We start from the raw sequence: 20,739 nt of genomic DNA, 5'->3' as shown, positions 1-20,739 counted from the left end.
AAGTTCGAGATATGACGGTTAAGTCCACTGCTCTTCGTCAGTTGCTAACTAATTTTTAAAAATTTTTATGGTTAGGTGTGTTTGAGTTACTCAAAAGTCAGTTTAAAGCTTATTGACATAGTACGCTGATATTATAAATTAAACCTCCAGCTACTTGAACAGTGGTATGGGGGTCTTTTTGCTTTTGGCATGTGAAAGAGATCGAATACGTGAACAAAATAAATTTTATAGAAAATATCAACTTAAATATTACACATCGAAAGAAAATAATGTATTATATATAAATGAAATACGTATTTAGTACGACATAATTAAAGGGAACAGTATGATAACTAGTAACATAGCTGCTATTGACTGTGGAGGGATGGGACTTACTTGATTACATCGGCTGCTCAAAATCAGCGGTAATCGATGGACCTTCCGTTATTTGATTTCAGAAAGGGTCGAACATAAGTGGAAAAAGCGGCAGTTAGCTTAAGGCAATTATAAAAAATGTTGAAGAGAGAAGAGGAATGTTAAAGTGGAACAATCCAGAACAATAAACACACACAAAAATTTACATGCAGCCGAGCTTATGAAGATTGCGCTGGAAAGAAAAGAAGGGAAACTTGCAAGCACAAATGCACTGCAGGTATTCACTGGAAGTTATACCGGCCGTTCTCCAAAAGACAAATATATTGTCAATGAACCGTCTGTTATGGAACATATAGACTGGGGGACTGTTAATCAGCCTATTACCGAATATCAATTTGATCAGATTTATAATAAAGCCCAAGACTATATGATGGACAAAGAACTTTTTATATTTGACGGATATGCTGGGGCGGATTTGAATTATCGATTGCCTATTCGGATTGTAAATGAGTATGCCTGGCATAATTTGTTTGTTCATCAGCTTTTTATACGCCCTACGAAGGAAGAACTGGCAACACATCATGCTGAATTTACGGTAATCGCACTTCCCGGATTAAAGGCGGACCCCGCTACTGACGGTACCCGATCTGAAACGTTCATCTGCGTTTCCTTTGAGAAAAGGCTGGTTATAATCGGCGGCACGGAGTATGCAGGAGAAATGAAAAAGTCGATTTTCAGCGTACTTAATTATTTACTGCCCTTCAAAAATGTCGTTCCTATGCATTGCTCAGCCAATGTAGGTGTAAAGGATGACGTAGCCCTGTTTTTCGGACTGTCAGGTACGGGAAAAACAACGCTTTCGGCTGATCCAAACCGCCGTCTGATTGGGGATGATGAGCATGGCTGGTCAGATCAAGGCGTATTTAACTTTGAAGGCGGCTGCTACGCCAAATGCGTTAATCTCTCGGAGGAAAAGGAGCCCCAAATTTGGAATGCCATTAAAGCGGGTTCTGTTCTGGAAAATGTCATGCTGGATCTGGAGACCGGAATAGCCGACTATGATGATATCAGCGTTACGGAAAATACTCGAGCTGCTTATCCAATAGAGAGTATCCCGAATGCGTTGATTCCCGGTAAGGCTGGACATCCATCTGTCATTGTTTTCTTGACTGCTGATGCTTTTGGGGTGCTGCCACCAATCTCGAAGCTCACCAAAGAACAGGCCATGTATCATTTCTTATCCGGCTATACTTCCAAGCTGGCTGGCACCGAGAGAGGGGTTACGGAACCTGAGGCTACTTTCTCCGCTTGCTTTGGCGCCCCTTTCCTGCCGCTTCATCCGACGGTTTACGCCGAGATGCTGGGCAAAAAAATTGAGGAGCACCAAGTCAAAGTATATCTGGTCAATACCGGATGGACTGGGGGACCGTATGGTGTAGGTAAACGGATGAGCTTAGCATATACTCGTGCCATGGTTTCAGCAGCTTTAGACGGCTCGATAGAGCAATCGGGTTTCACGACCGATCCGATATTCGGCCTTCAATGCCCTGTTTCTGTAAATGCTGTCCCGAGCCATTTATTGCAGCCTCGCAACACTTGGCAGGACAAAGAATCGTATGATAACGCTGCAAGGGAGCTTTCGGACCTGTTTGATCGAAATTACAGGAAATTTGCTTTATAAAATCTGTACAATTCCGAGGTCTTCATTAGTCGTTTATGTGACAAGCTCCCCTGGATAACGGGAGCTTGTCTATTATTGCAAATAGGGATTGTTCACCATAACATATAAAATATTATTTCAGTTTGCAAAATCATGGTATACTTGAAAGCGTTCCCGCCAAAGGGATAATTATTCCTGGACATTGGGGCAAAGATTAAAAAATATTTGGGAGTGACGGTTAGATGGATGCTTTACTGGTAGGTTTGCTTAAGATTATTTTAATTAATATTGTGCTTAGCGGTGATAACGCTGTAGTTATCGCTCTTGCATGTCGGAATTTACCTTCCAATCAACAGAAGAAAGCTATATTCTATGGGAGCTTCGGGGCGATTGGCTTAAGAGTTATTTTAACCTTCCTTGCAGTATGGCTTTTGCAAATTCCTTTTGTGCAGGTAGCCGGCGGATTGCTCCTGGTTTACATTGCCATCAAGCTGCTGAAGGGCGATGGGGAAGAGTCAGTTCATTCAGGTACAACTATGAGTGAGGCTATCAAAACCATTATTATCGCAGACTTGGTTATGAGCTTGGATAATGTCCTTGCCGTGGCTGGTGCAGCGGAAGGGAATTTATTATTGATCGGACTTGGACTAGCTATTAGCATTCCACTGATAATTTGGGGAAGCCAGCTGTTAATGAGTCTTATGAATCGATTCCCTATAATTGTATGGCTGGGAGCGGGACTTCTAGGTTATACAGCGGGGGAAATGGTAATAAGCGATAAAGCTGCGGGACATTTTTTCGAAACGTTTATACCTGCAGTTCACTACATAATACCAATTGGTTTGGCTGCAGTAGTCATAGTTTTAGGTCGATTATTATCGAGGAAAGCAAAAGAAATAGAAAAAGAAGAGTTCGAATCAGCGGCATTATAAAATATAAGGAGGATTGGGGAAATATCCCTGGTCCTCTATTTATTTCATATAAAATTCGTTCATCTATTAAAAAATTGTGATTAATCCAATATTTTTGTGATTTAGGTTGACAATTATATATTTCCCGTGCTAAATTGTTTTTCGAAGATAACTGAGTATTCCTACTAGATTAATAGAATAAAGCTGATCGGACCACCGAAAGCTCTAATTCGACCTGTACCCAACAGGCGTATTAGAGCTTTTTATTTTTCTTAGAAGGAAACTGCTCGTTTGATTACAAAAAATTGTAGCTGGTAAAAATTTGTAAGGACTAATTTATCTAAAAAAAGGAAGGTTGCCTTTATGAAATTCAGCTATATAAGCCAACTGCATTGTCCCAAATGTCAAAAAGAGTACCGCTCTGACGAAATCCAGCAATTGTGTACTTGCGGTTCTCCATTGTTGGTCGATTATGATCTGCAGGAGCTTAAAAAGCATTGGACCCCGTCCAGTCTTGTTGGACGATCCAACGATTTATGGAGGTACCATGAGCTTCTTCCCGTTGTGAACCCCGAGAATATCGTGACGCTGGGCGAGGGATTGACTCCCCTGCTAAGGATGGATCGAATCGGTGTGGCTATGGGGATCGATAACCTTTGGATGAAGGATGAAGGCATCATTCCTACAGGCAGCTTCAAAGCGCGCGGGGCGGCTGTCGGCGTCTCCAAGGCGAAGGAGCTGTCCGTGCAGGAGCTGGCAATGCCGACTAACGGCAACGCTGGTGCGGCCTGGGCGTTATATGCCGCCAGAGCCGGCATCAAGGCTTCCATCGTGATGCCGATCGAAGCGCCGGTCATTACTCGCAATGAATGTGCGATTTCGGGCGCCAATCTGAATCTGGTGAACGGCCTGATCAGCGATGCGGGAAAAATAGTAGGGCAAGCCGTCAAGGAGCACAATCTGTTCGATGCTTCTACTTTGAAGGAGCCATATCGGATTGAAGGCAAGAAAACCATGGGGCTGGAGATTGTTGAGCAGCTCGGTTGGAAGGTTCCTGACGTCATTTTGTATCCCACTGGCGGAGGCGTAGGACTAATCGGGATATATAAAGCGCTGAAGGAGCTCATCGAATTAGGCTGGATCGAAGAGAAGCTTCCTCGGTTGGTCGCGGTTCAGGCTGAAGGCTGCTCCCCGATTGTAAAAGCATGGGAGGAGGGCAAGCCGGACTCCCAGTTTTGGGAGGACTCCACAACTATAGCCTTTGGCATCAACGTGCCTAAAGCGCTGGGCGATTTTCTTGTACTCGAAGCCATTTACAAAACCGATGGCTGCGCAATAGCCATTAATGATGCCGAGCTGCTGGAGGAGCAGGAGCAAATTGCCCGATTGGAAGGAGTATTCGTATGTCCGGAAGGCGCAGCAACATTCTCGGCGGCACGCAAGCTCAGGGAAAGCGGCTGGATTAAAGCGAGTGAAACCGTTATTGCCCTGAATACAGGCAGTGGAATTAAATATCCTGAAACCGTTCAGGTGGAGGTTCCTGTACTTGAGCCCGGAGAGCGGATGACAAGAGGATAAGGAAAAAGGATGGATCACATGAACCATATACAGCAATCCATTTTCGACCAAGCCATTCGGACTGCAGATATGCTGGTGAAAATGCTGGGCAATGAATGCGAAGTTGCGATTCATGACTTTACTGATCTGGAGCAGTCTTTGATTCATTTGGCAGGAACTATAACGGAACGGAAAGTTGGAGCGCCGATTACGGATCTTGTTTTGCAGGAATTGAAGAAGCCCGATAAGGAAATCAAGGATATTGCCAACTATAAGACAGTATCAGCCAAAGGGTATGTGCTTAAATCTTCCACGGTTTTCCTTAGAGATCTCGAGGGTAAAGTCATCGGTGCAATGTGCATCAATTTGAATGTTAGCCATTTGATCACTATAAACAATCAATTGCAGCAGCTGGTTCAATTCGAGCATGAAGAGACGGATAAGGAAAGCTTCTATTCTTCCGTTCAGGAGGTGATTGCCAACTTGGTGGGCCAAGTGCTGAAAGGATTTAACAAGGCGCCGTCTTTGCTGGAAATGGATGAAAAGATTGAATGCGTAAGGCTTTTGGAGCAAAAGGGGACGTTCCTGATTAAGGGTTCTACTGAATATGTGGCCGGAGCGCTAGGTGTATCGAAATTTACAATTTACAGCTATTTGCAAAAGATTAGAGCGGATACCATGCTGCACCTTAATTAACTTTTACTTTATTTTAGAAATTATATTGGAGGATGTTATGAAACCTTTATTGAAAAGCGCGACTTTTATTTTCAGCTTATTTTTGATTATCACCCTGGTGGGGTGCAGTATAGCCAACAAACAGGCGGCGAATAACGAACAGAAGCCGCAAGGCGGAGCTCAAGTGGAAAGCCGCAAGCTGGTGGTCGATTTGGCAAACGAGTCATCCAATTTGGACCCGGGGCTTCAGTACAATTTTGACAGCTATTCGGTGTACCGAAACATCTTCGATAATTTGATTCACCGCGATGCGAAAACCAATAAATTTGTACCGTGGGTGGCTGAATCGTGGAAGCAGGACTCGCCTACTACCTGGACCTTCAAAATCCGTGGCGATATTAAGTTTCACAATGGCGATGCACTTACAGCAGAGGACGTTGCTTTCAGTATTCAGCGTATTCTGGATAAAGATTTCCGCAGTCCGCAGTATGCCAACTTTAATATGATCACCACTGCCAAAGCAGAAGGCAGCGAGCTCAAACTTACGACTGATAAACCGAGCCCGACTTTGCTGACACAGCTGGTCAATTTGAGTATAGTGCCGCAAAAGTACGTGAAGGAGAAGGGGAATGATCAGTTTAACCTGAACCCTGTAGGAAGTGGCGCTTATCAATTCGAAAGCTGGGCGAAGGGAACACAGATTACGTTGAAGGCGAACGCTGGCTATTGGGGCGGTAAGCCGGAAATTCCCGCAGTTGAGTATCGCTTCGTATCCAATCCTGCGAGCCGTGTAGCTGATCTGCAGTCAGGCAAGGCCGATTTCGCATCCGCTATCAGCCCTGACGATGTAGACAACATTAAGAGCAAGTCAGAGCTTCAAGTGTTCTCCACACCGACTGAGCGTGTAGCTTATCTGGCTTTTAATATGGTCGGTGATACTCCAACCAAGTCGAGCCAAGTTAACCAGGCAATTGCTTACGGAATTAACTATGATTCGTTGATTACATCGCTTCTTCACGGCTTTGGCAAACCGGTTACCCAGGTGCTGACGCCTCTCTCGTTCGGCTATGATACAAGCATTCCGGGCTATACCTACAATCCTGAGAAAGCGAAGGCTTTGCTAAAGGAAGCGGGTCATGCTAATGGTATTACACTTGATTTTGCTACCTCCCCTTCGTTTGATCAGCGTATCGTGCAGGCGGTTCAAGGCGATCTCGATAAAATCGGCATCAAGGTCAACATTGTCAGCACAGACCAAGCCACCTATTTGAAAAAGGTTCAAGACCCTGCCCGCAAATGGGGCAGCATCCGTATGGGCATCTGGTCCTGCGCATGCATGGACGCGGATGGCACTATTCTTCCTTTGTTCCGCACAGGAACGATCTGGAGCAGCTATACCAACCCTACGTTTGACCAAGCGGTAGATGCAGCGAGAACAACAACAGATGAGGCTGTACGGACGGAAAATTATAAAAAAGCTTTGAATGTGCTTCAGCAGGATGTGCCGGGAATCGGATTGTATCAGGCCTATGCTTTATATGGAGCCTCCAAGCAATTGCAGTGGCAGCCGGACCCGCAGGAGAACTTCTTTGTTAAAGATATGAAATGGGCGAAATAAAAAGGCTTAGGAGGGATCGCACATGCTATATGTAGGACAGCGAATCGTCCAAGCTCTGGTTTCAGTGTTTGGTGTAGCCACCATCATCTTTTTCATCCTGCGTTTAACCGGAGACCCTGTCCTGCTAATGGTCCCTCAAAATGCAACCGCTGAAGACATTGCCGTGCTTCGTCACGCACTCGGGCTGGATCAGCCCGTAGGTCTTCAGTATGTGAGCTTTCTGCAGCAGATTTTAACCGGAAATCTGGGCTATTCCTACGTTCAAAAAATGCCGGTCATGGACATCATGATGGACCGGATTCCTTATACGATCGACTTGGCGATGTCCGCACTTATTCTTACTGTAATTATTGGAGTGCCCATGGGAATGATCACAGCGATTTACAAAGGCACTTGGGTTGAAAAAGTATGCATGCCATTCATTCTGGTTGGACAAAGTATGCCTGCCTTCTGGACAGGCATACTTCTCATTATGCTGCTTGCGGTCAAGTTCCGCTGGCTGCCCTCATCAGGGGCAGAGAATCTTCAGTCGCTTATTCTTCCCGCGATTACCTTAGCCTCGCTGTCTATAGCAACGGTAGCTAGAATGACCCGTTCCAGCGTGCTGGAGCAGCTGGGACAGGATTACGTGAGAACAGCCCGCTCTAAAGGGGTAGGGGTTCCCAGGCTGCTGTACCGGCATTTGCTGCGGAACGCCTCCATACCGATCATCACCATCCTTGGCCTGGAATGCGCCAATTTATTGGGTGGATCGGTCGTCACTGAGACGATTTTCGCATGGCCCGGTTTGGGGCAGCTGACCATCCAGTCGATCGCGGCCAGGGATTTTCCTTTAGTGCAAGCTGTCGTTGTGCTGGGGGCCTCGGTTTATATTTTCATTAACCTGATGACCGACCTGGTGTACGGATGGGTAGACCCAAGAATCAAGCTGGGGAGAGAGACATCACAATGAGCCTATTATCTACACCGGACCAACAAGCACCAACACGTTCCTGGATACAGCAGGCAAAGGCCAGACTGTGGAGGCTGGGGCCGATTTCCATCATTCCTTTTGCCGTCATTCTTTTGCTGTTCGTTCTCATTGCCCTTATGCCGGGATGGTTTGCGAAGCATGATCCTACGCTGACGGCACTTTCGATCCGTTTAAAATCACCGGGTTTTGTGGGACCGGACGGATCCTCTTATTTGCTCGGTACCGATGAACTGGGCAGGGATGTGTTCAGCCGATTAATTTATGGAGCTCGTGTCTCCTTGTTTGTATCGGTGACCGCCGTCTTTATATCCGGCATCATTGGAGGATTATTGGGGATGCTGGCTGGATTCTACAGAAATTGGGTTGGTGCTCTTATTATGCGTGTGGCGGATATTTTATTATCCATCCCGTTTTTTTTACTGGCGATTCTGACCGTAGCGGTACTGGGGCCCAGTTTGTTGAACCTGATAATCGTCCTTGGCCTCGCTCGATGGCCCCGATATGCCCGTGTTACTCAAAGCACGACGCTTTCTACAGTGAACAAGGACTTTGTAAAAGCAACGGCAGCATTGGGTGCGCGTCCGGGCCGTCTGCTTATCCGGCATATTTTGCCTGAGGTGATTCCACCGCTGGTGGTGGTCGCCACGCTGGAAGTCGGACTTATGATTATATTCGAAGCTTCACTATCGTTCATCGGTTTGGGAGTTCAGCCGCCTAATCCGAGCTGGGGCTCGATGCTGTCTGTCGGACAGCAGTACGTGTCGACAGCTTGGTGGCTTGCCACTTTTCCGGGCATTGCTATTTTTCTGATTGTGATCTCGATTAATATGATCGGGGATTATGTGCGAGATCGGTTGGATCCGAAAAATCAAAAAAGATAAACCTCGAGGTGATTGCATTGCATTTTGAAGGCATTTTTATAGGTAAAAAAGTTGTCATCACAGGAGCAGCCGGCATATTCGGCACCTGGATCGCTCAGGCCTTTGCTTCTCAAGGGGCCAAGCTGATCTTGTCTGACATTCGCGATAAAGAATTGAGGGCGATGAAAGAGGATCCATTGTTGAAAGATGCAGAGCTGCTGTTCCATACGACCGATTTGGCTCAGGAAGCATCCATCGTTGAATTAGCTGAATTCGTTGAGCAGAAATGGTCTTCGGCTGATATTTTGATCAATAATGCCGGCATTTATCAAAGGCACAAGCTTCTGGAAATGAGTGTGGAAGATTGGAACACTTCGATCGGAGTAAACGTCACGGCACCATTTCTGTTAACGCAGCTGCTTGCTCAGCAGATGATCAAGGACGGCAAGCCTGGCTCGATCATCAATATCAGCTCCGGCGCTGCGCTTAGCAATCAAATCGGCGGGGGGCATTACTCTACGGGCAAAGCAGCTTTATCCATGCTGACCCGTTCCTTCGCGCTGGAGCTTGCCCCGTATCAGATTCGTGTCAATGCTGTAGCGCCGGGCTTTGCCCCGGGCAGTGAGGTGAGCGAGCTTTCGGAGGATTATGTGGCGAATATGCTAACGCAAATTCCGCTTGGCCGCACCTCAGGTCCGCAGGATGCTCCTACGGCTATTCTGTACCTATGCTCCGAGGCGGCTTCCTTCATAACGGGATCTACGTTAACGGTGGATGGCGGTCGTACGGCAGGCACGTTCAAATCGCCGAAGCCTCAGGCCGGAAAGCAGGCCTAAGATGACGAATGCTACCTATGCATGGCCGGCTGGAAAGCGCTGCGCTGCGGCTTTTAGTATCGACTTCGATGGGGAGACCCCTTATTTGTGGCGTTCCCGGCATACACAGCCCAATACACTTGGAGAGCTGGAGCAAAGAGCTTTCGGACCCCGCCAGGGGATTTACCGCATCCTGGAGATGCTAACCCGTTTGGATATACGCGCCAGCTTCTTTATACCAGGGGTTATTGCCGAGAAGTATCCTGCGGCGGTGGAAGCGATCGCCAAGGAAGGGCATGAGATCGGGCTTCACGGGTATTTGCATGAGCGAGTGGATGAACTGACCAAGGAGCAGGTGGAAGAAAGCATTGTACGCGGCAAGCAGGCCTTGGAGAAGGTTATCGGTCCAACAACGATGGGGTTTCGCTCACCCTCTTGGGAAATGACGCCCGATACCTTCGAGCTGCTGCAGCGTCACGGGATTCCTTACGACAGCTCCATGATGGGATATGATCATCCGTATTGGATCGAGGGGCTTCCAGAGGTTCCTGTTCAATGGCTGCTCGATGATGCCATCTTTTATCGTTACATCGGAGGCGTTGGGGGAAATCCACCCCTAAATCCGAATACGGTAATCGATACCTGGCAGCAGGAATTCGAGGGTATTAAGCGGTACGGAGGCTTGTTTCTTCTGACGGTTCACTGCTGGATCAGCGGCAGGGGCTCGCGTATGGTTGCACTGGAACGAATGCTTTCCCAGCTTAAGAATGATCCGGAAGTGTGGTGGGCCACCTGTGGGGAGATCGCTGAATATCATGCCAAGCAGTATGCGGGACAATTTCGCGAGACACTGGGGGGGCGTACGCCATGACCGTCCCAGTGGAGACAGGAGCAAGCGGTAAGGATTCATCTACCATCATGAAGATTCATAATCTTTCTTTATCCTTTCAGCAGTCCTCGGGTCCGGTAACAGCCCTGCGGAACGTTTCTCTGCAGCTGAAAAAAGGCGAAATCCTGGGACTTGTCGGGGAAAGCGGCAGCGGCAAAAGCCTTACCGCGCTGTCTCTGATGAAGCTGCTTCCAGCCAATGCCCGTTTTGATGGAGGAGACATTGAGCTTGCGGGAGTTTCACTGAAAAACATGCCTGAATCGGGGATGCGGAGCATTCGGGGCAACACGGTTTCGATGATTTTTCAGGAACCGATGACGGCTTTGAATCCATTGATTCCGGTCGGGCGGCAAATCGAGGAATTATTTATTTTGCATAAAAAAATGGGCAAACCGGAACGTAAGAAGAGGGTTATCGACCTGCTGAAATCAGTGGGAATCTCGGAGCCCGAGGTCCGTTTCCGTCAATATCCGTTCGAGCTGTCCGGAGGGATGAGGCAGCGGGTTATGATTGCAATGGCACTAGCCTGTAATCCTAAAATGATTATCGCGGACGAGCCCACAACAGCTTTGGATGTTACCATTCAGGCGCAAATTTTGGATCTGTTGAAGGATATTAAGCGGGAATACGGTACGTCCATTCTGCTGATTACCCATGATATGGGTGTCATTGCAGATGCAGCGGACCGGGTTGCCGTAATGTATGCGGGGCAGTTGATGGAGCTCGCTGCCGTTGACGACTTAATCGAATCGCCGCGCCACCCTTATACAGTTGGATTGCTGAACAGCATTCCCGATATAACGGGTGACGGGGATGCGGAGCTGAACACCATTCCAGGCGTTGTACCGGATCTGAAAAGCTTGCCGAAAGGCTGTCCTTTTCATCCGCGCTGCACTTTTGCAACGGATCTTTGCAGGGAGCAAAATCCAGAGCTGATAGCGGATCAGCAGGGACATGCCGTGGCCTGCTGGCACCCGGTAGAGGGGGAGTTTAAATGAGTCAAACCGTCAAGCGAGAAGGGACGGCTGCGGCCCCTTTGATCGTTGTGGATCATATAAAGAAGCACTATACGCAATCCTCCAAGCTGTTTGGGTTAGGCCGCTCCTCTGTAGTTAAAGCAGTGGATGGAGTAAGCTTTGAGCTGGCTGCAGGAGAAACGCTAGGCCTGGTAGGAGAAAGCGGCTGCGGCAAATCGACGACAGGGCGTGCAGTGCTTTATTTGGAACGCCCAACGGAAGGGAAAACATGGTATAACGGTCAGGATCTGTCGACGCTTCATGGGGAGGAGCTCAGGCGGCTGAGAAAGGACATGCAGATTGTTTTTCAGGACCCTTATTCGTCGTTGAACGTCAGAATGAAAATTCGCGATGTTTTGACGGAGCCCTTTCACATTCATGGTCTGCATGCCGGGCTGGAGGCTCAGCAGGCTAAGCAGCTGTTGGAGATGGTTGGCCTCCCGCAGGCAAGTTTGGATAAATACCCCCATGAGTTTTCCGGAGGCCAGCGCCAGCGTATTGTTATTGCAAGGGCAATTGCCCTGCGCCCCAAGTTTATCGTATGCGATGAACCCGTATCTGCATTGGACGTCTCCGTACAGTCCCAAATCGTAAATCTCTTCGGTCAGCTTCAGAAGGAGCTTGATCTCACTTATTTGTTCATTTCGCATGATTTGTCTGTCGTCCGCCATGTAAGTGATCGGGTCGGTGTCATGTATCTTGGAAAAATGGTCGAGTTGGGCAGCAAAACATCGATTTTCGGTAAACCGCTGCATCCGTACACTCAGGCGTTAATGAGTGCCATTCCTATTCCGAATCCGAAAATGCAGCGGCAGCGGGAAAAAATTACACTGCGCGGGGAGCTGCCGAGTCCACTTAATCCTCCTGCTGGCTGCCGGTTTCATACCCGCTGTCCTTGGGCGGAGGAGCGCTGCCGGCAAGTCGAGCCGGAATGGCGTGAAGCTGAACCGAATCATTGGGTGGCCTGCCATTTGGTTAACCCTTAGTGCTTCATAAGCGAGTTAGAATTATTCACTTTCAGAGAGAAAAGGAGCTGAATGAATCATGCTGCTATCAACGGATCTAGCCCGGCTTACGCTGCTTGGGGCGCCGAGCGTTCATCCCCGGGAGCGGGAGAAGGTGGTGCTCGCCAAGGGAAGAATGGACATAGTGCAGGATGTTTATATTAGTGAACTGGTCGTGTTGAACACGAATACGCATATTGAAACGGTTCTGTTTGAGGCGCCAAAAGAGGGGGAATTGCCCTCCGATCACAGTCCGAGGTGGTCACCGAATGGCGACCTGCTGGCTTTTATACGCAAGGTAGGAGTAAACGACGAGCTTTGGGTGTACCGGCCATCATCCGGTAGCATTCATGCGCTCACGCCCAAGTGGAAAGTGAAGGATTTCATTTGGTCTCCCGATAGTCGGACAATCGTTTTTACAAGCCGGGTCAATGAAATCAATACGACTGCTTATACGGTAAAACGTATCCGATATAAGCTGGATGGCGAAGGGATGACGAACGGGTATACTCACCTGTTTGAAGTAGATGTGGAATCATCTGAGATTTCCAGGATAACTGCTGTGGAATCGGATCATGGAAACCCGGCTTTTTCAGCAGACGGACAAAGCTTGTATTATACAGTAGATTACCCGGACGGGGTCGATCTCGTCAAAAATCCCCAAATTCATGTGCAGAACAGGGTAGATGGTTCAACCACCGTAATTGCACCGGACGTAAAGTCGGTTTCAGCACTCGTTCCGCTTCCGAACGGCTCCTTGCTCGGTTCGGGGAAGAAGCATACACCGAACAGTGCCGAATTCGACCAATGGTTCCAAGTGGAACCGGGCGAGAAGGAGTACTGGCTGCAAGGGAATGTTGATGTGCCGCTCGGGTATCACGTTATAAGCGATAGCAAGCGGACAGGCATAAATACAGCAGTGGTGCATCATGCGGCTAGCGAGTTTATTTTCTTTGTAGGAACGTATGAAGGCAGACAGTCGATTTACCGATTGGATTCCACCTCTTCCCAGGTGGCTGCACTTCCGTTGGTGTTGAACGTCATTGCGTTTGCAGTTGAATACTGTGATACGCGAGAATTTACGGTGGTGTTTGTAGGTGATGCCATGGACCGTCCAGGAGAGCTGTACCGTGCGGTTTGGAAAGATCAAAACCCCGTTCAGGTGGAGCGGATTACCGGCTATAACGAGGAGATGCTGCAGCAAGTCTCTTCAGTGGAAGTTCACGAACATTTCTATAAAACTCCAGATGGTTTGACTATTCAAGGATGGACGATGGAGCTTTTGAAAAAGGAAGCTAGTCCATGCGCAGGGACGATTCTGATGATTCACGGCGGGCCGCATCTTGCTTATGGTCATTCGTTCCATTTTGACTTCTGGTACCTTGCGAGCCGCGGGTATCGAATTGTCTTTTGTAATCCGAGAGGCAGCTATGGTTATGGACAAGCTTTCTCCTACGGGGTTGTCGGGGAGTGGGGCGGCAAGGATGTTCAGGATATTCTTGGTTTCCTGGAGGACGTATCCGCTGCCGATAAATTTGTAGCTGAAGAACCGCTCTATGTAATGGGCGGCAGCTATGGAGGCTATTTGGTCAATTGGCTGATCGGCCATGATCACAGGTTCAAAGCAGCCGTGACCGAACGGTCGATTTGTAATTTGTACAGTAAAATAGGCAACAGCGATCTTGGCTTTCAGATTAATCTGTACGAGCTAGGTGGTCAATTCGATCTTTGGAACGATGAAGAACACATCATGGATCGTTCACCGATACGTTATGCCGAGCAGGTTTCCACGCCCGTCTTGATTCTTCATGGGGAACTAGATCACCGTTGTCCCATCGAGCAAGGGGAGCAGTGGTTTCTGGCCCTGAAACGACTTGGTAAAGACGCGGAGTTTATCCGGTTCCCTGGAGCTTCACATGCGATGGCTTCGTCGGGCAGGCCTCAGCAGCGCTTAGCTCGGCTGGATGCAGTAGCGGATTGGTTCACTAAGAACGTATAAAGGCAGGTGTGCGAGCATGAGTAAATTGTTGGAGTTTATAAATGGGCAGCAGGATGCTTTGTTGTCGGATTTGGAGAATCTGGTTAATTTGGATACCCCGACAAGCAGTAAAGCACTGGTGGATCAGGCGATGCAAATTGTTATCACTCGTTTTCAGGAGCTGCTGGGTGGCTCAGTTGAATCGATTCCGCAAGAGAAGTATGGGAATCAAGTGAAGCTGTGCTTGGGCGAAGGATCAGGATCAGGGCAAATTTTGCTCATAGCGCATATGGATACGGTTTGGCCGGAAGGCGAGACCGCCAAACGTCCTTTCAGGCAAGAGGGACAGCGTTTGTACGGACCAGGAATTTTTGATATGAAATGCGGTCTGCTGCAGGGACTGTATGCTATGTACGCGGTTGTTTCCCAATACAAGCTTACTAAAAAAATGGTATTGTTCATCAACACGGACGAGGAGGTGGGCAGTCCCTCCTCTAGAAAGTGGATTGAAGAAGAGGCTCTGAAAAGCGATGCTGTCTTCGTTCTGGAGCCTGCATTAGGCCCGTTAGGGAAGTTGAAAACATCCCGCAAAGGAGTCGGAAGATTTGCCTTGGAGATCGAGGGCGTTCCCGCTCACTCGGGGATCAACCACAGCGAGGGCGTTAATGCGCTGCAAGAGCTAGCCCATCAAATCTTGTATTTACAAGGATTGACAGACTATTCTAAAGGTTCAACGGTCAATGTGGGCATTGCTTCAGGAGGCACGGCAGTCAATGTGGTGAGCGGTCAAGCACGGGCTGAGCTTGACCTTCGAATCGAGTCGATGGATGAAGCGGAGCGGCTTAGCCGACATATTCTGAATGTTTCGCCTGTCTTGGCGAACACGAAGCTGCATATGCGGGGTGGCATTATCCGCCCGCCTATGGAGCAGGCCATGAGCCGCAAGCTGTTCGCGAGTGCCCAGGCGATTGCTGGTGAATTGGGCTTTTCCCTTGAGGAGACCGCCACAGGTGGGGCCAGCGACGGCAATTTTACTGCTGCATTGAACATTCCGACCTTGGATGGATTGGGTGCGGTTGGTCATGGCGCCCATGCTCTCGATGAATATGTGGAGCTGGACAGTATCTCCTTACGCTGCGCTTTGCTTGCTCATTTGATCAAGGAGCAGATGGAGGAATTGAATTAAAAAAGAATTTGTACCTGAATTCAGAATTCGGTACAAATTCTTTTTTTTGTTGTTAGATCGGGGTATGCGTACGCATGCCTGTATGAAATCGCATTAAGGCTTTAATACTACCTTGATACATTCATCTTCATGTTCATAAAATGTTTTGTAGGCTTCGCTTGCTTTGTCTAACGGTACCTTATGTGTAATGATCTCGGTTGGATCAAACTCTCCAGCCGTTATCTTGTTAAATAGCTCCGGCATGTAGTGGATGACCGGTGCCTGGCCCATTTTCAGCGTGATATTCCTTTCGAAAAGATTGCCTAATGGGAACATGTTGTACACTGAGCCGTAAACGCCTGTGATCTGAATGGTACCGAATTTCTTGACAGCTTTTAGAGCGATCTCAATTGCACTTAACGTTCCGCCTTGGAGCTTTAGCTTTTGTTCGACCGCTTCTAATGGCGTTTTTTTTCCATCCATTCCTACGCAATCAATAACCACATCGCTTCCACCCTTAGTAATTTCGCGGATATATGCGCCCATATCCTTCTGCTCAGCAAAATTATACACTTCGGCATTGTTCATTTTTTTGGCGTGGTTTAACCGATACGGAATATGATCAATCGCGATAACTCGCTTAGCCCCTTTCATCCAAGCGAACTTCTGCGCCATTAAGCCTACAGGCCCGCAGCCTAACACTGTAACCGTATCACCAGCCTTTACTCCTGAATTATCCACGCTCCAATAAGCGGTAGGGAGAACATCCGATAGAAACAGTAAAGCTTCATCCTCAAGTTCGCAGGATTCGGGAATAACAAAAGGCATGAAATTTCCATAAGGCACATGTAAATATTCAGCTTGTCCTCCAGGATAGTTACCGTATCGTTCGGTGAACCCAAAATATCCGCCTGTATGAATTTCGGGATTTCTGTTGGAATTATCACACTGGCTCTCCATTTCGTGCTCACAGTAAAAACAATGGCCACAAGATATATTAAATGGAAGAACGACCCTGTCTCCTTTTTTTACTTTAGTTACTTCTGAGCTTACTTCTTCTACGATTCCCATAGGCTCATGACCAATGACATAGTTTTTTTCTGCGGGGAGAGCTCCCTGATAAATATGGAGATCCGAGCCGCATATAGCGGTGGAAGTGATACGAACGATAATATCATCTTTCTTTTGGAGCTTGGGATCGTCGACTTGTTTAACTTGAATATCTTTTACACCTTGATAAGTTACTGCCTTCATACATCAGCCTCCTATAAATAGAAATACGTATTGTATAATGCCCATTTTTTGAACAGTCCACTCCATTAGCGGAGTACTTTCATAGACTAGTGTGTGACATGGAGGGAGGAAAACTATATGGGGTTTGATGGAGGAATCGGAATTGGCATGACTGCCGCAGGTGTAATTCTTGTGTTGTTTATACTTCTTGTTATTACTGGCGGCGGCATCTAACCAAGAAAAACGACTCACCTGCTTGTGGAACATATTTCCCCAACCTTGATTAACGGTAGCATATTGAAAAACGGATGCAGAGGCAGCCGTTTTTTTGTTTTTCACGAACTTCCATGTTGAGTAATTGTCCCAGCTAATCTTCGCACTTTGAGTGTTTGGTAACTAATCGGAGTCTAACTGCTGTTTAAAAGATACTTAACTACTACCTTTCTACTACCAGAGGATACTATCGCTCGCAATACACGAATGATAAATTTAAGAGGTTCTAGGATGACGCGTCTGTAGAACTAATGATGGAGCTTGGGAGTGGACAGTAAATGGGATGGCTTGTTGTAATTCACGTGGTGTCGTCGATTGTCGGTATTGGGCCGACTTTTTTCGGTCATGTTTTGTTCAGGAAGAAGCAGCAAAGGGAGGAGCTTAAGCAATCGTTGGCACTGTTTCAACTGCTCAACTATTTCCCTAAAATAGGCGGAACGATTGCTGTTTTGTCCGGTGTGGCGCTCGTCGCCTTGTCAGGTTGGAAATTCACGGATCTATGGATTTGGATTTCTCTCGTATTATATGTGCTTATACAGGTGGTTGCGGTAGGAATGCTGGGTCCAGTAATGAGTCAATTAATACAAGTATTGAATGGTGAGAATGGACGATCAACTGATCAGGACACATCAACGAATAAGGCAGCAATTCTTCTCTCGAAAGCGAATCGGCTATATAATACGGCTTCGATTATGGGTATCATATTGATTCTTTTAATGATCCTAAAACCAATGTGATTTGCTGACTATGAAACAACTCATTAAATAAGAGGAGGAACATAAAAATGAATTTACATGGTAAAGTAGCTTTTATCTCCGGAGGCGCGCGCGGAATCGGAGCGGCAACAGCGCTAATGCTGGCCAAGCAGGGGGCTATGGTTGCGGTGAATTATATTCAACAGGAGGATTCCGCTCAGGCGATCGTGGACCGTATTCGGAATGCAGGAGGAAAAGCAGAGCTGGCAAGGGCGGATGTGCGTGATCCTGACCAGGTGAATAGCGCCATAGCGCATATTCAGACAACGCTTGGTGACATCGACATCCTGGTAAGCAATGCGAATATGTCCTTCGTAATGAAGCCGATGATCGAGATGCAATGGGAGGAATTTGCCCAGAAGCTCAATGATGAGATGAAGGCAACTTTTACGTTGACACAAGCGGTTTTGCCTGCTATGATTACCCGAAAATATGGAAGAATCATCTATATATCCAGCAGTGCGTCAGATGTCGCAACACCTTATTTTGCAGCACATGGCTCCGCCAAAGCAGCGCTTAATGCGTTCGCTAAATATGTAGCACTGGAGAACGCCCCCTATGGAGTTACGGCGAACGTAGTTTCTCCAGGACTTGTCCAGACAGATGCTTCACGTTATACACCGGAAGAGATTAAACAACAGATTGCGGCTATGACGCCGCTGCAGCGTGTAGCGATGCCAGACGACGTATCGGGTGCGATCGCTTTCCTGGCCAGTGAAGAGAGCCGGTTCATAACGGGTACTTGTACGAATGTGAACGGTGGATTGCTTATGGTGTAGGTATGCATCACGGCAGCGGTATTTAGATGGAGAAGGGTGCGGTTGGGAGGCATGGATAAGGAATCGGGCAGTGCAAAAGAGGTTGGGGAACGATTCGTTAATGAAATTGATCAGATTGAACGGCATTATCTGGTGGGCAGGCAGAAGGAAATCCAATTATTCCGCGAGCAGCTTACTGGGAAGAGGCATAGAGGAGCTATTCTCAATATCTATGGCACCGGTGGCGTAGGCAAAAGCTACCTCCTCGACGAATTCCGCCGGATTGCCATTGCCCATCATGCCCAGACGAGGTTCCTGCTGCTCGACAGCAGGGATTTTCCGCATAACCCACAGGATTTCTGCCTCCATTTGCTGCGGTTGCTTCGTTACAAGTTATCTAAAGACGAACAGACGGATAACCAGGACCGTTTGTTAGAGCTGTGCCAAAAGGTGATTCAACAGGTGTCTGAGTCTGAGTCAGTTAGAGTCATTCTGGCGTTGGATACTTTCGAGGAACTGGGAGAGCTCGAATACTGGTTCCGGGAAGAGTTCCTGACACAGCTCCAGTCCAACGTACTCGTTATTTTATCCGGACGTTACCCGATTCAAGGTGCATGGCTGTCATCCCCTGCATGGCGACAGCTTATCAGGCAAATGCCTATTGGGGATCTGGATTATTCCTCGGTCAAGGAGTATTTGAATCGTTCCGGCTTCAAGCTGGAAGACCAAATCCACCGGATATGGAACAAGACCAAGGGGCATCCGTTGACTCTATCCCTGCTTGTGTCCACTAATCTGTCCAATGCCGTGCAGCCAATGGAGATAGAGGAAGATAACGGCATATTCGCTCAGGTTGTGCATACCTGGTTGAAGGAGCTTCCGGACTCACAGCTTCGGGAGTTAGTGGAAGCGGCCGCGGTACTACGGCATTTCAATCAGGAGCTTCTCTCCTGTGCTATGGATAAGCCTGTCCCGACTGAGCAATTTCTTAAGCTCGTTGGACTTTCTTTCGTCCGTCGGGTGGATCGGGGCTGGCTGCTCCATGACCTTATGCGGGATGCAATTACTCATGAGCTTCAGGTTCGCACACCGGAACAATACGGGGGGATTCGAAAGCGCTGTGTCCTGTACTATTACGATCTGATCAAGGAATCGGTACACAAGAAATCTGTCGCTTGGGAGACTGCCGAGTGGTTCTATTATATTGGCGATCCGGCTATCCTTGCCTTCTTTTATCAAAATTCGGGTACCCATAAACTGGAACCGCTAAACAGCGCTAATTGGTCCGAGGCGGAGCGTTACATGGAGAACAGGCGATTATTGGCTAAAGAAGCGAAGATTACTTATACGAATCCAGAAACATTGGAACGTTATGATTACGTGATTTCTGAGGAAGAAAATCTGTATACCTTGAAGCATATTCATCTACAGGAGCTGTATGAGCTGGACGTGAGCACCGTCAAACTGATCCGGGATGGGCTAGGAAATATGGCAGGCCTCTCAGTGATCATCCCAATTAATGTACACACATTGGACTATTTATGTACAAAGCCGCTATCCTCGGCATATTTTGCAGGGTTGCCGGAGCAGAGGCTGAAGGAATTGAAGGTGCCGCGGGAGTCGAAGGCGGGGTACTTCGTGAAGACGATCGATATTCCCGATTTCGCGAACCAATCGATGCGCGCAGCTGCCGGCTTAACATTCATCACGCATATCATTTCTGCCGAATTTCTCATCGCCGCTCCTCCGCCTAATCCATTCTTCGGAGAGATCCATCAAGGCCTTGGCTGCCAAGTTGCCAAGCATGCGGTGCATTACGACTATGACGGCATAACACCGACACCTTATTATGTTATTGATACAAGAGGAAATAAGCTGCAAAATTATTTGAACAAAATGCTTGCGAGCTTTGGCATGCTCGACGAACGCAGAGATGTGCAAAAGGAGTATGCCGCCCTGACATCGCGCGAGAAGGAAATCGTGGATCTTATCATTGAAGGGCACACCAATACTGAAATCGCTAGTAAGCTGTATCTCAGCGAGATGACGGTGAAGAAGCATTTGACGAATATTTTCAGGAAGCTGGATATTAAGAACAGAAACCAATTGGCTTTTCTGATGAGGGAACGTCATATAAGTACGAAGTAATCATTTTATAAATCTAAAATGAAAGACTAAAAATCCTATCAATCCAGGATTTTTTTTTGTCCAAAAACATGGATATATGGGCCAATAGAAACATTCA

Annotated in this window: 17 protein-coding genes; 16 read left to right on the top strand and 1 reads right to left on the bottom strand. The window is 47.7% G+C overall.

Features of this window, described 5'->3' with window-relative positions; all coding sequences use genetic code 11:
* Positions 1-520: 520 nt before the first annotated feature.
* From pckA to NV381_RS28885, 13 genes are all read left to right on the top strand, one after another.
* On the top strand, positions 521-2,035 hold the full coding sequence (gene pckA, locus NV381_RS28945) for a phosphoenolpyruvate carboxykinase (ATP) (protein ID WP_258216779.1): 1,515 nt from the start codon (positions 521-523) through the stop codon (positions 2,033-2,035).
* A 221-nt stretch (positions 2,036-2,256) separates the two neighbouring features.
* On the top strand, positions 2,257-2,946 hold the full coding sequence (locus tag NV381_RS28940; protein ID WP_258216778.1) for a TerC family protein: 690 nt from the start codon (positions 2,257-2,259) through the stop codon (positions 2,944-2,946).
* Positions 2,947-3,288: 342 nt separating this feature from the next.
* Positions 3,289-4,503: a threonine synthase gene (locus tag NV381_RS28935; protein ID WP_258216777.1), complete on the top strand. Its 1,215-nt coding sequence runs from the start codon at positions 3,289-3,291 to the stop codon at positions 4,501-4,503.
* Positions 4,504-4,521: 18 nt separating this feature from the next.
* Positions 4,522-5,178 carry a helix-turn-helix transcriptional regulator gene (locus NV381_RS28930; protein ID WP_258216776.1) on the top strand — a complete coding sequence of 219 codons (657 nt, stop codon included), beginning with the start codon at positions 4,522-4,524 and terminating at the stop codon, positions 5,176-5,178.
* A 37-nt stretch (positions 5,179-5,215) separates the two neighbouring features.
* Positions 5,216-6,775 carry an ABC transporter substrate-binding protein gene (locus tag NV381_RS28925; protein WP_258216775.1) on the top strand — a complete coding sequence of 520 codons (1,560 nt, stop codon included), beginning with the start codon at positions 5,216-5,218 and terminating at the stop codon, positions 6,773-6,775.
* Between the two features lie 22 nt (positions 6,776-6,797).
* Entirely contained in the window at positions 6,798-7,727 is a 930-nt protein-coding gene (locus tag NV381_RS28920; RefSeq protein WP_258216774.1) for an ABC transporter permease, read from the top strand.
* Positions 7,724-8,629, top strand: a complete 906-nt coding sequence (locus NV381_RS28915; RefSeq protein WP_258216773.1) for an ABC transporter permease — start codon at positions 7,724-7,726, stop codon at positions 8,627-8,629. Before NV381_RS28920 ends, NV381_RS28915 begins: the two co-directional genes overlap by 4 nt.
* A gap of 8 nt (positions 8,630-8,637) precedes the next feature.
* Positions 8,638-9,444, top strand: coding sequence for an SDR family NAD(P)-dependent oxidoreductase (locus NV381_RS28910; RefSeq protein WP_258216772.1), 807 nt, complete (start codon positions 8,638-8,640; stop codon positions 9,442-9,444).
* A gap of 1 nt (position 9,445) precedes the next feature.
* Complete coding sequence (locus tag NV381_RS28905) at positions 9,446-10,294, top strand: polysaccharide deacetylase family protein (RefSeq protein WP_258216771.1); 849 nt, start codon at positions 9,446-9,448, stop codon at positions 10,292-10,294.
* Entirely contained in the window at positions 10,291-11,310 is a 1,020-nt protein-coding gene (locus NV381_RS28900) for an ABC transporter ATP-binding protein (RefSeq protein WP_258216770.1), read from the top strand. Before NV381_RS28905 ends, NV381_RS28900 begins: the two co-directional genes overlap by 4 nt.
* Entirely contained in the window at positions 11,307-12,314 is a 1,008-nt protein-coding gene (locus NV381_RS28895; protein WP_258216769.1) for an ABC transporter ATP-binding protein, read from the top strand. Before NV381_RS28900 ends, NV381_RS28895 begins: the two co-directional genes overlap by 4 nt.
* A 58-nt stretch (positions 12,315-12,372) precedes the next feature.
* Positions 12,373-14,331, top strand: coding sequence for a S9 family peptidase (locus tag NV381_RS28890; protein ID WP_258216768.1), 1,959 nt, complete (start codon positions 12,373-12,375; stop codon positions 14,329-14,331).
* Positions 14,332-14,347: 16 nt separating this feature from the next.
* On the top strand, positions 14,348-15,496 hold the full coding sequence (locus NV381_RS28885; protein ID WP_258216767.1) for a M20 family metallopeptidase: 1,149 nt from the start codon (positions 14,348-14,350) through the stop codon (positions 15,494-15,496).
* A gap of 93 nt (positions 15,497-15,589) precedes the next feature.
* Here NV381_RS28885 and NV381_RS28880 read toward each other — a convergent pair whose 3' ends face one another.
* Entirely contained in the window at positions 15,590-16,729 is a 1,140-nt protein-coding gene (locus tag NV381_RS28880) for a zinc-dependent alcohol dehydrogenase (RefSeq protein WP_258216766.1), read from the bottom strand.
* Positions 16,730-17,259: 530 nt separating this feature from the next.
* On the opposite strand from NV381_RS28880, the gene NV381_RS28875 reads away from it, so the two are divergent.
* Genes NV381_RS28875 through NV381_RS28865 form a run of 3 tightly spaced genes read left to right on the top strand, consistent with a single transcriptional unit; the run spans position 17,260 to position 20,642 of the window.
* The gene (locus NV381_RS28875; protein WP_258216765.1) at positions 17,260-17,718 is read left to right on the top strand and encodes a DUF2269 domain-containing protein; all 459 of its coding nucleotides are present in this window, start codon (positions 17,260-17,262) and stop codon (positions 17,716-17,718) included.
* A gap of 47 nt (positions 17,719-17,765) precedes the next feature.
* Positions 17,766-18,515 carry an SDR family NAD(P)-dependent oxidoreductase gene (locus NV381_RS28870; protein ID WP_258216764.1) on the top strand — a complete coding sequence of 250 codons (750 nt, stop codon included), beginning with the start codon at positions 17,766-17,768 and terminating at the stop codon, positions 18,513-18,515.
* Positions 18,516-18,566: 51 nt separating this feature from the next.
* Positions 18,567-20,642 carry a LuxR family transcriptional regulator gene (locus NV381_RS28865; RefSeq protein WP_258216763.1) on the top strand — a complete coding sequence of 692 codons (2,076 nt, stop codon included), beginning with the start codon at positions 18,567-18,569 and terminating at the stop codon, positions 20,640-20,642.
* The last annotated feature ends 97 nt before the right edge of the window (positions 20,643-20,739 follow it).

The sequence above is a fragment of the Paenibacillus radicis (ex Xue et al. 2023) genome, from assembly GCF_024722015.1.
Taxonomy (GTDB): Bacteria; Bacillota; Bacilli; order Paenibacillales; family NBRC-103111; genus Paenibacillus_S.
The sequence above is the reverse complement of the archived record's forward strand: the minus strand, read 5'-3'. Positions and strand labels throughout refer to the sequence as shown.

Bases quoted from the DNA above. Each gene is read 5' to 3' on its own strand.
- NV381_RS28935 (WP_258216777.1), top strand. From the start codon at position 3,289: ATGAAATTCAGCTATATAAGCCAACTGCATTGTCCCAAATGTCAAAAA.
- NV381_RS28900 (WP_258216770.1), top strand. From the start codon at position 10,291: ATGACCGTCCCAGTGGAGACAGGAGCAAGCGGTAAGGATTCATCTACC.
- NV381_RS28930 (WP_258216776.1), top strand. From the start codon at position 4,522: ATGAACCATATACAGCAATCCATTTTCGACCAAGCCATTCGGACTGCA.
- NV381_RS28895 (WP_258216769.1), top strand. From the start codon at position 11,307: ATGAGTCAAACCGTCAAGCGAGAAGGGACGGCTGCGGCCCCTTTGATC.
- NV381_RS28875 (WP_258216765.1), top strand. From the start codon at position 17,260: ATGGGATGGCTTGTTGTAATTCACGTGGTGTCGTCGATTGTCGGTATT.
- NV381_RS28880 (WP_258216766.1), bottom strand. From the start codon at position 16,729: ATGAAGGCAGTAACTTATCAAGGTGTAAAAGATATTCAAGTTAAACAA.
- NV381_RS28870 (WP_258216764.1), top strand. From the start codon at position 17,766: ATGAATTTACATGGTAAAGTAGCTTTTATCTCCGGAGGCGCGCGCGGA.
- NV381_RS28925 (WP_258216775.1), top strand. From the start codon at position 5,216: ATGAAACCTTTATTGAAAAGCGCGACTTTTATTTTCAGCTTATTTTTG.
- NV381_RS28885 (WP_258216767.1), top strand. From the start codon at position 14,348: ATGAGTAAATTGTTGGAGTTTATAAATGGGCAGCAGGATGCTTTGTTG.
- NV381_RS28915 (WP_258216773.1), top strand. From the start codon at position 7,724: ATGAGCCTATTATCTACACCGGACCAACAAGCACCAACACGTTCCTGG.
- NV381_RS28890 (WP_258216768.1), top strand. From the start codon at position 12,373: ATGCTGCTATCAACGGATCTAGCCCGGCTTACGCTGCTTGGGGCGCCG.
- NV381_RS28865 (WP_258216763.1), top strand. From the start codon at position 18,567: ATGGATAAGGAATCGGGCAGTGCAAAAGAGGTTGGGGAACGATTCGTT.
- NV381_RS28940 (WP_258216778.1), top strand. From the start codon at position 2,257: ATGGATGCTTTACTGGTAGGTTTGCTTAAGATTATTTTAATTAATATT.
- NV381_RS28920 (WP_258216774.1), top strand. From the start codon at position 6,798: ATGCTATATGTAGGACAGCGAATCGTCCAAGCTCTGGTTTCAGTGTTT.
- NV381_RS28905 (WP_258216771.1), top strand. From the start codon at position 9,446: ATGACGAATGCTACCTATGCATGGCCGGCTGGAAAGCGCTGCGCTGCG.